This window comes from Candidatus Poriferisodalis sp., assembly GCF_965198245.1.
GTDB lineage: Bacteria > Actinomycetota > Acidimicrobiia > Acidimicrobiales > Poriferisodalaceae > Poriferisodalis.
This window is the reverse complement of record NZ_OZ240249.1, coordinates 3,020,928-3,035,000: the sequence shown is the minus strand read 5'-3', so window position 1 is coordinate 3,035,000 and position 14,073 is coordinate 3,020,928. Positions and strand designations below refer to the sequence as shown.

The window sequence follows — 14,073 nt, the reverse complement described above, 5'->3', positions numbered from 1 at the left end:
GGAAAGACGAACCGACCCACCGCACCGAGGACAGCAATGAGGGGACGCAGGAGGATAGGTGAACCCAGGCGATGGTAGACCTGGGGTAAGCGTGTAGGACGGGGACTAGGTAAATCCGGGCCCCATGAAGTCTGAGACGCGATGCCGAGCCGCTACAGGCGAAGTCACTGATTCCATGCTGTCTAGAAAAGCCTCTAGCGAGTTCACGCGGTGCCCGTACCTAAACCGACACAGGTAGGCAGGTAGAGCATACTCAGGCGAACGGGAGAACTGTGGTTAAGGAACTCGGCAAATTACATCCGTAACTTCGGGAGAAGGATGACCCCATGATGGTGACGGCACTAGCTGCCTGAGCCGGAAGGGGTGTCACAAAATAGGGGAAAGCGACTGTTTACTAAAAACACAGCAGCGTGCGAAGTCGTAAGACCATGTATACGCTGTGACGCCTGCCCGGTGCCGGAAGGTTACGGGGAACGGTTAGCTCTTCGGAGCGAAGCTGTGAACCTAAGCCCCGGTAAACGGCGGCCGTAACTATAACGGTCCTAAGGTAGCGAAATTCCTTGTCGGGTAAGTTCCGACCTGCACGAATGGCGTAACGACTTTCCCACTGTCTCAACCACAGACCCGGCGAAATTGAAGTACGAGTAAAGATGCTCGTTAGCTACAGAAGGACGGAAAGACCCCGTGGACCTTTACTATAACCTGGTATTGGGTTGTGGCACGTGTTGTGTAGGATAGGTCGGAGACGAGGAAGCGTACGCGCCAGCGTGCGTGGAGTCAACCTTGAAATACGACCCTGCTCATGTCGGAACTCTAACCTAGGACCCTCAACGGGTTCGGGAACAGTGCCAGGCGGGTAGTTTGACTGGGGCGGTCGCCTCCCAAATGGTAACGGAGGCGCCCAAAGGTTCCCTCAGACTGGTTGGCAATCAGTCGTCGAGTGCAATGGCACAAGGGAGCTTGACTGTGAGACATACAGGTCGAGCAGGTGCGAAAGCAGGGCATAGTGATCCAGCGATTGCGTGTGGAAGCGTCGTTGCTCAACGGATAAAAGGTACCCCGGGGATAACAGGCTCATCTTCCCCAAGAGTCCATATCGACGGGAAGGTTTGGCACCTCGATGTCGGCTCATCGCATCCTGGGGCTGAAGCAGGTCCCAAGGGTTGGGCTGTTCGCCCATTAAAGCGGTACGCGAGCTGGGTTTAGAACGTCGTGAGACAGTTCGGTCCCTATCCTCTGTGGCCGTAGGAGATTTGAGGAAAGCTGTCCGTAGTACGAGAGGACCCGGATGGACGCAGCTCTCGTGTGCCAGTTGTTCCGCCAGGAGCACGGCTGGTTGGCGACCTGCGGAAGGGATAAGCGCTGAAAGCATCTAAGCGCGAAGCCTGTTCCAAGATGAGATCTCCCACTGGTACAACCAGGTAAGGCCCGTGGAAGATAACCACGTTGATAGGCCGGATGTGTAAGCACAGCAATGTGTTCAGCAGACCGGTACTAATCGGCCGAGGGCTTGGTATCGATACTCAGCCTCGAGGAAGCGCACCACGCAGTGTGCTGAGCGTGCATCGCTTTGCAGGAGTCGCCGTGCGAGTTATCTCGCACGCGAACTGGAACTGTGCATACGGCACGACCGTACGCACTGGATCTCCGGTGGTTATGGCGGCAGGGCCACACCCGTTCCCATTCCGAACACGGAAGTTAAGCCTGCCAGCGCCGATGGTACTTGGGGGCAATTCCCCTGGGAGAGTAGGTCGCTGCCGGAACCCTGAACCCCCGTCGTGTTAGCGGCGGGGGTTCTTCGCGTTCGGGGCCTAGTCTCGAGGAGTGACGCAGAACCGGCGCCCGCCTCGCAGAGGCCCGCAGCGACGCCCTGATCGCGACCGCGATCGACGGCAGGGTCCCGGTCGTCGAGGCGAGTCCGGTCGCGGTCGAAATGACCGATCTGGGAGAGATCGCCGCCCTGTCGGCCAACGCGAGCAGCGTCGGTCTGGACCTCCTCGTCGAGGTGACAAGCCTGTCGACGAGGTGGCAGAGCGAGCGGCTCGGCGGACCGATTGGGGCGGGGTTGCACGCAAGGGTGCTTCTGTGCTGCGGCCGATCCCGGGGGCCGACCGGGGGGACGCGTATGCCGCTGGGGTGCCGGTCCGCCAAGATCCGCGACCTTCGGTGCCTCAGGACCCGGAGCCCGTCCAGCGTGCAGCGACGAAGACGACGAAGACACAGACACGGCGTCGGCCCAGAGTACGGCTGGATGTGCCCCAGCTGGACCCAGCATCGGTGCGAGATGTGCCGGCATCCGAACGAGAGCGACTCGCTCATCGCCTGCGCGATGCAGGAGAGGACTTTCTGGCGGAACGGTTCGGCGACGCGGTCAGCACGCTGCGACCGCTGGCGTCGAGATATGCGGCCGTCGCGGAGGTGCAGGAGCTCTACGGCCTCACGCTCTACCGCCTCGGTCGCTGGACTGCGGCGTCACACCGGCTCGAGCAATATGAGGCGCTTACCAGGGCCATCGACCAGCTGCCAGTGCTCGCTGACTGTTACCGGGCACTGGGCCGGCTCAACGACGTGCATGACGTCTGGGACCGCCTGAGACACGCCGATCCTGACGCTGAGACGATCACCGAGGGGCGCATCGTGGCTGCGGGTGCGCTGACGGACGAAGGCCGCCCGCGCGACGCCATTCGTTTGCTTGAGGCGGGTCCGCTGCGCCCTAGGCGCCCTCAGGAGCACCACCTCAGGCTGTGGTACGCGCTCGCAGATCTGTACGACCGGGTCGGGGACTTGCAGCGGGCCCGGCGCGGCTTTGCCCGGATTGCCGATGTCGAGCCCGAATTCGTTGATGTGCAGGACCGGCTGGCAGCGCTCGGCACGCACGACGCCTAGCGACAGCGCACAACTTCAAGAAATCCCTGCAGGATCAGCCTTCCGCCGCGAGCGCGCGGATAGAATGATCCCGTCATTCGGCGAGCGCCGCCCCCAGTACCGGCCCTCAGTACCGGCGCCGCCTGATCGCGCGAGGCAAGCGACCAACATGACTACCGACATCGAGCGCCTGCTGGGCGAGCAGGCCTCCTACTTGCTGGACCACAAGTGTGAAGGCATCGGGCGGGATCTGCTCACCCTGCCCGGGCCGGACTTCGTGACCGACATCGTAGCCGACACCGACCGTTCACCGCAGGTCATGCGGAGCCTCCAGTCGCTGTTCGACCACGGCCGCCTCGCCGACACCGGCTATGTCTCGATCTTGCCGGTGGACCAGGGAATCGAGCACTCCGGGGCTGCTTCGTTCGCCCCCAACCCGATCTACTTCGATCCAGCTTCCATTGTGGAGTTGGCGGTCGAGGGCGGCTGCAATGCCGTGGCGACCACATTCGGCGTGCTGGGAGCGGTATCCCGCCGCTACGCGCATCGCATCCCATTCATCGTCAAGCTCAACCACAACGAGCTGCTGACCTACCCCGCGAAGTACGACCAGATCATGTTCGGTTCGGTCGCCCGGGCGCATGAGCTCGGCGCCGCCGGCGTCGGAGCCACCATCTATTTTGGCTCGGCTGAGAGCGGACGGCAGATCACTGAGGTGGCCGCTGCGTTCGAGGAAGCACACCGGCTCGGCATGTTCACCGTGCTGTGGTGCTACCTCCGCAACCCGGCCATCAACCTGTCCAACGAAGCAGGCGGCGCTGACCACCATGTGTCTGCCGACGCCACCGGGCAGGCCAACCACATCGGCGTGACGATCGAGGCCGACATCATCAAGCAGAAGCTGCCCGAGAACAACGGTGCCTTCGTCTCGGTCTCGGGTTTTGGCAAGACCCACGCTGCCGTCTACGACCGGCTGACATCGGATCATCCAGTGGACCTGTGCCGCTGGCAGGTGGCCAATTGCTACATGGGACGGGTGGGGCTGATCAACTCGGGAGGAGCCAGTTCGGGCGCCACCGACTTGGCCGAGGCCGTCACCACTGCGGTCGTCAACAAGCGAGCGGGTGGCATCGGGCTGATCTCGGGACGCAAGGCCTTCCAAAGGCCAATGGTCGAGGGCGTCGAGCTGCTCGGCGCCATACAGGACGTGTATTTGGACCCAGCGGTGACCATCGCCTGACAGGTGACCCCAACCCGGCTGCATCGGTGCGGCCGCGGCTAGCGTGGTCGCCTGGAGCGGCTGAAATCCCCCAGGAGCCGTCTTCCCCCAGGAGCCATCCCCCCCAGGAGGTACTGTGACCGACACCGCAGCGCGCGAACTGCCGCTGCAGGAGATCGACGAGGTCATCATCCGATTCGCCGGCGACTCCGGCGACGGCATGCAGCTGACCGGAGACCAGTTCACGAGCATCTCCGCAGCACTCGGAAACGACCTGTCGACCCTGCCGGACTTCCCCGCCGAGATCCGTGCCCCGCAGGGGACACTGGCGGGCGTCTCGGCCTTCCAGGTACGCATTTCGGACTTCGACATCACCACGCCGGGCGACGCTCCGACGGTGCTGGTAGCCATGAACCCCGCTGCGCTGAAGGCTCAGCTGCACCATCTCACCCAGGGCGGCGCGCTGATCGTCAACACCGATGCCTTCACCGACCGCAACCTCGAGAAGGCCGGCTACTCCTCCAACCCGCTCGAAGACGGCACGCTTGACGACTACCGGGCATACCCGGTGCCGATGAGCCAGATCACCCGTGACGCGGTGGTCGAGCACGGCGTCAAGCAGCGCGATGCGGAACGGTCCAAGAATTTCTTCGCGCTCGGGTTGATCTCATGGATGTACACCCGGCCGACCGAGCCGACCATCGAATTCATCAACACCAAGTTCCGGGGTCGCACTCAGGTCATTGACGCCAACACCTCCGCCTTCAAGGCCGGCTACAACTTCGGCGAAACCGCTGAGATCTTCGAGGCGCACTACGAGGTCAAGCCGGCCCCGCTGGCACCTGGCGAGTACACCAACGTCAACGGCAACACGGCGCTGGCGTGGGGCTGCGTCGTGGCGGGTCAGCTGGCGCGCCTGCCGGTGTTCCTGGGCTCATATCCGATCACCCCGGCTTCGGACATCCTGCACGAGATGTCGCTGAAGAAGAACTTCGGTGTGCGGACCTTCCAGGCCGAAGACGAGATCGCCGCTGCAGCGTCCGCTGTGGGGGCGGCCTTCGGCGGAGCGCTGGCGTTCACCGCCACGTCGGGGCCAGGCCTGGCCCTCAAGGGCGAGACGCTCAGCCTCGCGGTGAGCCTGGAGCTCCCGTTGGTGGTGCTCGACATCCAGCGCGGCGGTCCGTCCACGGGACTGCCGACCAAGCCCGAGCAGGCCGACTTGATGATGGCCATGTACGGGCGCCACTCTGAGTCGCCGCTGCCCGTGGTGGCGCCGCGCAGCCCGGCCGATTGTTTCGACATCGCGATCGAGGCGTCGCGCATCGCCTTGAAGTACCGGACGCCGGTGATCGTGCTGTCCGATGGCTTCCTGGCCAACAGCTCCGAGCCGTGGCTGCTCCCAGATGTCGGCACGCTGCCGGACATCGGGGTCGACTTCGCCACCGAGTTCAACGGCACCAACGAGGACGGTGACGGCATCTTCCTGCCGTACCTGCGAGATCCGCAGACCCTGGCCCGACCGTGGGCCATCCCCGGCACGCCCGGCTTGATGCATCGCATCGGTGGCATCGAAAAGGAGGACGGCACCGGCAACATCTCCTACGAGCCCGAGAATCACCAGCTGATGGTGGACCTGCGGCAGGCCAAGATCGACGGTGTCGACGTGCCCGATGTCGAAATCGCCGGCGACGTCGATGCTGATCTCGTCGTGCTGGGCTGGGGGTCCACGTGGGGGGCCATCGACGCCACCGCCGGACGGCTGCGAGAGGCTGGCTTCAGGGTCGCACACGTTCATCTGCGACACCTCAATCCGCTGCCGGCGAATCTCGGCGACGTGCTGCGGCGCTACCGGGCCGTGGTGTGCCCCGAGATGAACAAAGGCCAGCTCTGCGATCTCGTGCGAGCGAAGTACCTGATCGATGTCGAACACATCGGCAAGATCGACGGCGTGCCCTTCACCACGGGAGAAGTGACCGCCGGGGTACGCAAGCGCCTCGAGGAGTTGGCAGCCGTATAGAAGCCGACGACGCAAGTCCACACACACGACATACCACGCACGAATCGCAACTGGCACAAGCCGGAACAATCTCCCAACGAGCACTCAGAGCACCCACAGAGGTAAACCGCACGATGACCGACACCTCTTTCACGCCGACTACACAGCCCGCAGACTGGGCCACCGACCAGGAGGTCCGCTGGTGCCCGGGCTGCGGCGACTACTCCATCCTCACGGCGATGCGGATGCTGATGCCGAGCCTGCGCACCGACCCGCACAACACGGTGTTCGTCTCGGGCATCGGGTGTGCCGCCCGCTTCCCGTACTACATGAATTCCTACGGCGTGCACGGCATCCACGGCCGAGCACCTGCGATCGCCACCGGTCTGGCAATGGCGCGGCCCGATCTCGACGTGTGGGTCATCGGCGGTGACGGCGACATGCTGTCGATCGGCGGCAATCACCTGATTCATGCGTTGCGTCGTAACGTCAAGATCAAGGTGCTGCTGTTCAACAACCAGATCTATGGCCTCACCAAGGGCCAGTTCAGCCCCACCAGCGAGATCGGAAAGGTCACCAAGAGCTCGCCGATGGGTTCGCTGGACGCCCCGTTCAACCCGCTGGCCGTGGCGCTCGGAGCTGAGGCCTCGTTTGTGGCCCGGACCCACGACATGGACCGCCAGCACATGATGGAAACCTTCCGGCGGGCGCACGAACACGACGGCGCTGCGTTCGTAGAGGTGTTCCAGAACTGCAACGTCTTCAACGACGGCGCCTTCGAAGGCGTCACGAAGAAGCAGAATCGCGACGCCAACCTGATCCCGCTGACGCATGGCGAACCCATCCGGTTCGGGGCCGATGGCGAGTTCGGCGTCATTGACGAGTCTGGCTGCGCCCGGGTCATCCACTCAGCCGATGTGAGTCCTGACGAGCTGCTCACCCACGACGAGACCAAGCACGATCCGTCGACGGCGTTCATGCTGGCCCGTCTTGCACGCGGACCCTTTGAGCCGACTCCGATCGGCGTATTCCGTGCCGTGCGGCGTAGTGAGTACGCAATGGCTTCCACGCGACAGCTGGCCGCAGCCCAGGAAAAGCAGGGCCCCGCGGACATCGGACAGTTGCTGCGTTCACGCGGTACTTGGTACGTCTGAGATCCACCTCGCGTCCCGAGGCTCGCGGCGGCACGACCGCCGTGGCCGTGTCTGAGAATTCGCTGCTGCGCCCGATGGGCACGCTGGTACTTTCGGCTGCATGAATACCGTGCGACGACGCCTCGACAACGAGTTGGTGCGCCGAGCCATGGCGCCGTCGCGGGCGGCCGCGCAGGCACTCATCTCCGGTGGTCGGGTGCTCGTCAGCGGCGCCGTCGCGCAGAAGCCCTCACGGATGGTGGCGGCCGCGGAGCCGGTCCAGCTCAGCGGTGAACCTGCGCGGTTCGTGTCACGCGGCGGCGACAAACTCGATGCAGCGCTGGACGCCTTTCGGGTCGAGGTCGAAGGGCGGCGCGCATTCGACGCCGGCTCTTCGACAGGCGGGTTTGTGGACTGCCTGCTGCAGCGAGGCGCAGTTCAGGTGGTGGCGGCCGACGTCGGCTGGGGCCAGCTCGATGCACGTCTGCGCACCGATACCCGGGTCACGGTGCGAGAGCGCTGCAACGTGCGTCATGTGGAGGCTGCTGACATCGGCGGTGCGGCAGACATCGTGACCGCTGACCTGTCGTTCATCTCGCTGCGAACGGTGATGGCGAACCTGGCGGCGTGTACCGCACCCGGTGGGGATGCGGTGCTGCTGGCCAAACCGCAGTTCGAAGCCGGCCGGCGGGAGGCCTCACGGGGCAAGGGCGTGATCCGCGACCCCGACGTGTGGCGGCGGGTGCTCCGCGAGGTGGCAGCGAGCGCGTCCAAATGCGGCCTGGTGCCGGCAGGCGTCGACGTGTCGCTGCTGCGAGGTGCGGCGGGCAATGTCGAGTTCTTCCTGTACTGCCGTCGCGCTGCGGACCAACCGAGCCACGTCGCCGGCGCCTCCCGAACCGCCGCCGTGTTCGACCTCGATGCCGCGATCGACGGGGCAGTCCAGCGTGTCGACCGCACCCGCGACGACGGGGGAGCAGCTCGATGAGCGCGGTGCTGATCGTCGCTCATGCCGAGCGCGCCGAGGCAGTGTCGGCATCGAAGCGGCTGGTGGACTGGCTCGAGAGCGAGGGTCACACCGTCGAGCTGGGACGTGTGGAGGCATCGGCCATCGGTCGCAGCGAACTCGCAGCCGACGAGCCGATCGGCACCATGCCGGATCTCGCCGTGAGCGTCGGCGGCGATGGCACCATGCTGCGCTCGTTCGATCTGGTGGCGGCCGCAGGAGTGCCGGTTCTCGGTGTCAACGTCGGCCACCTCGGCTACTTGACCGAATTCGAGCCTGCACAGCTCACCGAGACGGTTGCCGCGGCGCTCGAGGGGGCGTTGGGCATATCGGTACGGATGATGGTCAGCGCCACCGTGCGCCGGCGACCTGGCGAAGATCCCGACGACCCCGACCCCCACGACGCAGATACGTGGACCGGTTTGAACGAAGTCGTCCTCGAAAAGCGCGATCCGGGCCACACGGTCAGGCTGGAGGTCTGGCTCGACGGCGACATGTTCGCGACCTATGCGGCAGACGGTCTCATCGTGTCCACACCAACCGGTTCCACCGCGTACAGCCTCTCTGCGGGAGGGGCCGTCGTTGCGCCGACGCATTCGTCCCTGCAGGTCACGCCGGTCGCGCCGCACATGCTGTTCGATCGATCGCTGCTGCTGCCACCCGACACCGAGATCGGCATCCGGGTGGTCAGCGAACGGCCGGCGCTGGCCGCAGTGGATGGGCGTTCGGCCACAATGCTGCAGACAGGTGATGAGCTCGTGGTGACGCGCGCCCCATACGAGGCACAGTTCGTCACCGCCGGCGGCGACAGCTTCCATCGCGTGCTGAAGCACAAGTTCGGCCTCAAGGATCGCTGAGCTTGCGTCGATGAGCGAGCGACGAATGCCCTGCCAGCGGCAGCCACCGGGCCCCTGCGGTCGGCCGGAAGGCGGCAGGAGCTGCTGATGCTTGCAGAGCTGGCGGTGCGCAATCTCGGGGTGATCGAGAGAGCCAGCCTGGTGCTCGGCGCGGGAATGACGGCATTGACCGGCGAGACGGGAGCCGGCAAGACGCTCGTCGTGCAGGCGGTCCAATTGCTCGTGGGCGGGCGAGCTGATCCTGCGATGGTGCGGGCAGGCGCCACCGAAGCAGTGGTCGAAGGCAGGTTCGTGAACCCCGATGGCAGCGAACTCGTACTGCGTCGCGTGATTCCAGCCGCAGGCCGCAGCCGTGCCTACATGGACGGCACCATGGCTTCGGCACCGGAGCTCGCCGAGCTGGGAGCCGGGCTCATCGACCTGCACGGGCAGCACCAGCACCAGTCGTTGCTGCGGCCGCGCACCCAGCGTGAGGCGCTGGACCGCTGGGGCGGCGTGGACCTGCATCCATTGGCGGCAGCACGCGCGGAGCTGCGGGCGCTGGCTGAGAATCTGGCAGCGCTCGGCGGCGATGCACGTGCCAGGGCACAGGAAATCGATCTCCTGCGGTACCAGGTGGACGAGATTACCGCCGCGCAGCTGGAGGACCTCGACGAGCTGGAACGGATCGCGGAGCGCGAAGACCTGCTGGCAGATGCGGCGTCTCATCTCGCGGAGGGTCACGCGGCCCGCCACGCGCTCGCCGGTGACGACGGCGTCATCGACAAGCTGGGCAGCGCTTTGGCCGCGCTGGGTGGCCGGAAGGCGTTTGCCCCCCTGAGCGAGCGACTCGGAGCCGTGGCCGCGGAGCTGGACGACATCGTGGCGCAACTTCGGAGCGTGCTCGAGACGATCGAAGACGATCCCGGTGCGTTGGCCGATGTCCGCGCACGGCACCAACTGCTGCGCGAGTTGACGCGCAAGTACGGCGACACACTCACTGAGGTGATGTCGTTCGGCGCCCGTGCTGCCGAGCGCCTCTCACAGCTGGAGCGCCACGAAGAGCTGGCGATCGAACTGGAGTCGGGCATCATCGCAGCGCAGCGCCACGTGGACAGCGAGGCACAGGCCGTCGCTGCAGCTCGCCGAGCGGCTGCTCCGGGGCTGGCTGCCGCCGTAACCGAGCACCTAGCGTCGCTGGCGCTGCCGGGCGGCACGCTGGAAGTCGGCGTATCGGGCGACCCGCCGAGCGACGGCGTCGAGCTGCGCTTTTGCGCGAACCGGGGTACTCCGCCCGGCCCGCTGTCCAAGGTGGCCTCCGGCGGCGAGCTGGCACGGGTGATGCTGGCCTTGCGGCTGGTCCTGACTGCTGGTCCGCCGACACTGGTGTTCGACGAGGTCGACGCCGGCATCGGCGGTGAGACGGCTCTGGCCGTCGGTCAGGCGCTGGCCTCGCTGACCAAGAACCACCAGGTGCTGGTCGTGACCCATCTCCCGCAGGTCGCGGCATTTGCGCATAAGCACGTGGCCGTGCGCAAGACTGACGACGGCGCAACGGTGGCGTCGGACCTGGTCGCGGTCACCGGCATCGAACGTGTGAGCGAGTTGGCGCGGATGCTTGCGGGTCAGCCCCACTGGGCAAGCGGCCGCCAGCACGCAAGCGAACTGCTCGACAATGCCGCTGCGAAGCGACCGGTGCTCGATGGAACGCAGCCGGACATCGACGCAGCGACGGCTGAGCTCGCCGACGAGGGGGACGCAGCGGTGGTTGCTGAGCCAGCGCGCAGCGGCGCAGTCCCGTGAGCTTGTCCCGTGACGCAGAGACGGCTCGCCGCTGGCGTGTGCGGCGCCGCCGAAACGGGGCCAACGCTGAATTGGCGGGCCGGTGCCGCGTGGACCGCCGCACCAAGAACCTGCTCCGGCGCTTGGAACGAGGCGAGATAGCAGTCATCCACCACGCAGATCTCGATCGGGTCGCCGCCGATGGGCTCATCGCAGCCGGGGCGGCGGCCGTGGTCAACGCTGTGCCGACGATGAGCGGCCGGTACCCGGCGCTGGGCGGCCTCACGCTCGCTCAGGCCGGCGTGCCCGTGCTCGAGGACATCGGCGAGGCTGCATTCAAGGCGTTGGGAGAGGGCGACGAGATCGCAGTTGCCGGCGCCGAGATAGTGCGCGACGGCGAGGTGATCGGGACCGGTTACCGCCGCGACGCCGAGTACTTCGAGCATGTGCTCGAATCGGCGCGCATTGCGGTGCGTAGCGAATTGGGGAGCTTCGCCCGCAACACGCTCGAGTACCTCGAAAAGGAGCCGCAGATCCTCACCGAGGAATTGGACATCCCTCCGCTGCGACACGAGCTGCGCCGCCGTCATGTGCTGGTGGTCGTGCGCGGCATCGACTACCGCGAAGATCTCGCGGCACTTCGACGCTCGGGCTATATGTCGGACATGCGGCCGGTGCTCATCGGTGTGGACGGCGGGGCGGATGCGCTCCTCGAAGCCGGTCTCGTGCCGCACATCATCATCGGCGACTTCGACTCAGTCTCGCCGCGGGCGCTGGACTGCGGTGCGCAGCTCATCGTGCAGGGCTATCCCGAAGGGGGCGCGCCGGGTGCTAGACGCCTCGACGATGCAGGCCTGAGCTATGACGTCATTGCTGCGCCCGGTACCAGCGAGGACCTCGCATTGCGACTGGCATTCGAGCAGCGAGCCGAGCAGATTGTGGAGGTCGGGTCCCACACCTCGATGGTCGATTTCTTCGACAAGGGCCGCCGCGGCATGGCATCCACCTTCCTCACCCGGATGCAGGTGTCCTCGGCACTCGTGGATGCAAAGGGTGTGAGCCGTCTGTACCGCACCCAGGTGCGCAAGCGCGACATGGCAATGCTGATCGTCTCGGCGCTGATCACTATCGGCGTCATTGCCGCAGTGACCGAGCCAGGCCGGCTTCTGCTGCGCACGCTGTGGATCAACATGGGCCTCTGAATGGTCAACCTCCGCTACCACATCGTGTCCATCGCGGCCGTCTTCCTGGCCCTGGCAATCGGCCTGGCGCTGGGCTCGACGTTTGTGGACTCGGTGTTGGTGAGCAATCTGGAATCCCGGGTGGACCAGCTTCAAGCCGACACTGAGGAAGCGATCGACAGGCGTGCCGACGCCGAGGCAGCGCGTGACGAGGCTGAGGCGGCGCGTGACGAGGCGCTCGCGAGCGTCGACGCCGCGCGGTCCGAACGGTTCGAGGTCGAGGATCTCGTCCGCCCATACCTTCCGCAAGGGCGCCTGAGCGACACGACGACGCTGATCGTTGCACCCGAGAGCATCGACACCGGCGCGGTCGTGGCCATCAGAGCCCGCTTGGCAGCAACCGATACACAACTCGGCGGTGTGCTGTGGCTCAGCGACGATCTGCGCCTCTATGACCCCGAAGTGCGCCAGCGAATTGCTGAAGCGTTCTCGCTCGCGGGCGACAGCCGCAATGCGGTGCGCAGGGCGTTGCGCTTCTTGGTGCCCCAGGCGCTCCTGCGGCCATCGGAGGCCGGTTCGAGCCGAGCACTCGATGCCGACGTCAACGCGATCAGCGACGCCGGTGCGCTCGACGGCTTCTCGCGCGGCTTCTTGTTGGCCCCTCGGACGCGCACGGCGCTCACACTGCTTCGCGACTTGGGCTTGGTCACCCACGACGGCACCGGCGCGGTCGCGTTGCACCTGCTCGGTGGGGAGGGACTGCGCCTTGTGGTGGTGACCGATGCAGCTGCAGCAGGGCTGAACGAGGACTTTGTGTTTGACCTGTTGACGGTCATCGCTGACGACGGATACCCGGGCAGCGGCGTCATTGTCGAGGTGCCCGCCCTCGACGCCGCAGGCATCGGATACGGCGCTGTGCTCGAACGGGTTCGGTTAGACCCACTGCTCGCCGCCTCGTTCTCGAGCGTCGACGGCGTGGACACCTTCTCGGGCGATCTGGCGCTGCTCGTGGCGCTCGAGGATCTGCCCGAGATCCGCCACTTCTCCTTGGCCGATCCCGAGCACGGATTGGGCCCGTCATGACACACGCCGTGGCGATCGTGCCTGCATACGACCGGGCCGACACGGTGGGAGCCACGGTGACGGCGCTGCGGACCGTGTCTGATGTGCTCGATGTCATCGTGGTCGACGACGGGTCGTCCGATCGCACGGCCGCGGTTGCGGCCGCCGCAGGAGCGCGCGTTATCGAGCTCGCACGCAATCGCGGCAAGGGGGCCGCCATGGCTGTGGGCGTTGCGGCGTCAGGTGCCCCTGACGCGTACCTGCTCATCGATGCCGACCTGGGCCGCACCGCCGCCCTGGCAGGCGAACTGCTGCGGCCGGTTGCGCTGGGAACGGCTGACATGACGATTGCCGCGTTCGATTCCCCCCCTGGCGGGGGCGGGTTCGGATTCGTCAAGGGCTTTGCGGCGCGCGTCCTGCGTGCCGAGACTGGGCTGTCGCTGGCAGAGCCGTTGTCGGGCCAGCGCGCCCTGCGGGGTCCGCTGCTGCGCTCGCTGGAGCTCGCCGATGGATTCGGTCTCGAGATCGGCCTGACGCTCGATGCGGCCTTACGCGGGGCTTCCATCAGCGAGATCGAGGTCGGTTTCTCCCATCGGCCGTCCGGGCGTGGCCTCAGCGGCTTTGCTCACCGGGCAAGAATCGGCCGGCACGTGTACCGCGCCGCGGCCTCCCGCATCGGGGGTCCGAAGACGATCTATCTCCTGATCGCATCGCTCGTTAGCCGGGCGCTGTCGCCGCTTCGGCCAGCGTTTCCACAGCGACACCGTCCTGCAGCCAAGGCGCTGCGGGGAAAGCTGTGGTGGCAGCGCCCGTGGTCGAGATTGGGTGTGCCGTCGTTGCAGAGGGTGCGGTCAGCCGTGGATTTGGGATCGCTGCAGCGCACGTGGTCCCGGTGGCGCCCGCGGTTGTCTCAGCGACTGCGGTCCTGGCGTTCGCCACGGCGACGCCAGACCTCGAGCGAGTCGTGAGTTCTCAGCGTCGCGCCCGAGGCCC

At 65.9% G+C, this 14,073-nt stretch carries 10 protein-coding genes and 2 rRNA genes (1 of these 12 cut by a window edge); all 12 read left to right on the top strand.

From position 1 onward, the window contains the following. A 23S ribosomal RNA gene (locus ACOCMM_RS13665) occupies positions 1 to 1,518 on the top strand (it extends 1,565 nt beyond the left edge of the window). A 128-nt stretch (positions 1,519 to 1,646) separates the two neighbouring features. After that, a 5S ribosomal RNA gene (gene rrf / locus ACOCMM_RS13660) occupies positions 1,647 to 1,763 on the top strand. A 490-nt stretch (positions 1,764 to 2,253) separates the two neighbouring features. Further along, positions 2,254 to 2,886 (top strand): tetratricopeptide repeat protein, encoded by a 633-nt coding sequence (locus ACOCMM_RS13655; protein WP_419553686.1) that lies wholly within the window; start codon positions 2,254 to 2,256, stop codon positions 2,884 to 2,886. A 148-nt stretch (positions 2,887 to 3,034) separates the two neighbouring features. Further along, positions 3,035 to 4,105 carry a class I fructose-bisphosphate aldolase gene (locus ACOCMM_RS13650; protein WP_419553685.1) on the top strand — a complete coding sequence of 357 codons (1,071 nt, stop codon included), beginning with the start codon at positions 3,035 to 3,037 and terminating at the stop codon, positions 4,103 to 4,105. Between the two features lie 115 nt (positions 4,106 to 4,220). Beyond that, positions 4,221 to 6,101 (top strand): 2-oxoacid:acceptor oxidoreductase subunit alpha, encoded by a 1,881-nt coding sequence (locus ACOCMM_RS13645; protein WP_419553684.1) that lies wholly within the window; start codon positions 4,221 to 4,223, stop codon positions 6,099 to 6,101. 113 nt (positions 6,102 to 6,214) lie between these two features. Beyond that, positions 6,215 to 7,234, top strand: coding sequence for a 2-oxoacid:ferredoxin oxidoreductase subunit beta (locus ACOCMM_RS13640; RefSeq protein ID WP_419553683.1), 1,020 nt, complete (start codon positions 6,215 to 6,217; stop codon positions 7,232 to 7,234). A 100-nt stretch (positions 7,235 to 7,334) separates the two neighbouring features. Further along, positions 7,335 to 8,201 (top strand): TlyA family RNA methyltransferase, encoded by an 867-nt coding sequence (locus ACOCMM_RS13635; protein ID WP_419553682.1) that lies wholly within the window; start codon positions 7,335 to 7,337, stop codon positions 8,199 to 8,201. Beyond that, the gene (locus ACOCMM_RS13630; protein WP_419553681.1) at positions 8,198 to 9,076 is read left to right on the top strand and encodes an NAD(+)/NADH kinase; all 879 of its coding nucleotides are present in this window, start codon (positions 8,198 to 8,200) and stop codon (positions 9,074 to 9,076) included. The genes ACOCMM_RS13635 and ACOCMM_RS13630 overlap by 4 nt, the downstream gene beginning before the upstream one ends. An 87-nt stretch (positions 9,077 to 9,163) precedes the next feature. Then, on the top strand, positions 9,164 to 10,858 hold the full coding sequence (recN, locus tag ACOCMM_RS13625) for a DNA repair protein RecN (protein ID WP_419553680.1): 1,695 nt from the start codon (positions 9,164 to 9,166) through the stop codon (positions 10,856 to 10,858). Then, a complete protein-coding gene (gene steA / locus ACOCMM_RS13620; RefSeq protein ID WP_419553679.1) occupies positions 10,855 to 12,039 on the top strand; it encodes a putative cytokinetic ring protein SteA in 1,185 nt (394 codons plus the stop codon). Before recN ends, steA begins: the two co-directional genes overlap by 4 nt. Continuing rightward, positions 12,040 to 13,101 (top strand): copper transporter, encoded by a 1,062-nt coding sequence (locus tag ACOCMM_RS13615; protein ID WP_419553678.1) that lies wholly within the window; start codon positions 12,040 to 12,042, stop codon positions 13,099 to 13,101. Then, the gene (locus tag ACOCMM_RS13610; protein ID WP_419553677.1) at positions 13,098 to 14,048 is read left to right on the top strand and encodes a glycosyltransferase; all 951 of its coding nucleotides are present in this window, start codon (positions 13,098 to 13,100) and stop codon (positions 14,046 to 14,048) included. The genes ACOCMM_RS13615 and ACOCMM_RS13610 overlap by 4 nt, the downstream gene beginning before the upstream one ends. Positions 14,049 to 14,073: the final 25 nt, after the last annotated feature.

Excerpts from the sequence above, each read along its gene's own strand:
- ACOCMM_RS13650 (WP_419553685.1), top strand. The coding sequence starts at position 3,035 with ATGACTACCGACATCGAGCGCCTGCTGGGCGAGCAGGCCTCCTACTTG.
- ACOCMM_RS13640 (WP_419553683.1), top strand. The coding sequence starts at position 6,215 with ATGACCGACACCTCTTTCACGCCGACTACACAGCCCGCAGACTGGGCC.
- ACOCMM_RS13635 (WP_419553682.1), top strand. The coding sequence starts at position 7,335 with ATGAATACCGTGCGACGACGCCTCGACAACGAGTTGGTGCGCCGAGCC.
- ACOCMM_RS13630 (WP_419553681.1), top strand. The coding sequence starts at position 8,198 with ATGAGCGCGGTGCTGATCGTCGCTCATGCCGAGCGCGCCGAGGCAGTG.
- recN (WP_419553680.1), top strand. The coding sequence starts at position 9,164 with ATGCTTGCAGAGCTGGCGGTGCGCAATCTCGGGGTGATCGAGAGAGCC.
- ACOCMM_RS13615 (WP_419553678.1), top strand. The coding sequence starts at position 12,040 with ATGGTCAACCTCCGCTACCACATCGTGTCCATCGCGGCCGTCTTCCTG.
- ACOCMM_RS13610 (WP_419553677.1), top strand. The coding sequence starts at position 13,098 with ATGACACACGCCGTGGCGATCGTGCCTGCATACGACCGGGCCGACACG.